This window comes from Corynebacterium sp. HMSC075D04 (genome assembly GCF_001815635.1).
GTDB classification, from domain to species: domain Bacteria; phylum Actinomycetota; class Actinomycetes; order Mycobacteriales; family Mycobacteriaceae; genus Corynebacterium; species Corynebacterium coyleae.
In genome coordinates this window covers 123,475-123,719 of the sequence record NZ_KV821363.1, presented here as the reverse complement: position 1 = coordinate 123,719, position 245 = coordinate 123,475, and positions in this window count along the sequence as shown.

Sequence of the window (245 nt, the reverse complement as noted above, 5' to 3'; positions counted from 1 at the left end):
CTGCCGGATCGCGACCTGGGGAAATGCCGGAACAACACTCCAAAACGACCCGGAAATGGTCGGAAGGATTGTTCAACGACCGTGGAAACGGCTCGAAATGGGTGTGACGTGCGGATTGTTCAGCAATCCGCACCACCTGCTTACCCCCGCAAATTACCCCCGTTTTAGGACCAGGCACGCCATAACAGACCTCAAGACACGAAAACAGGGCGTTTCAACCCCACGAACACACCAGTCCACCACCC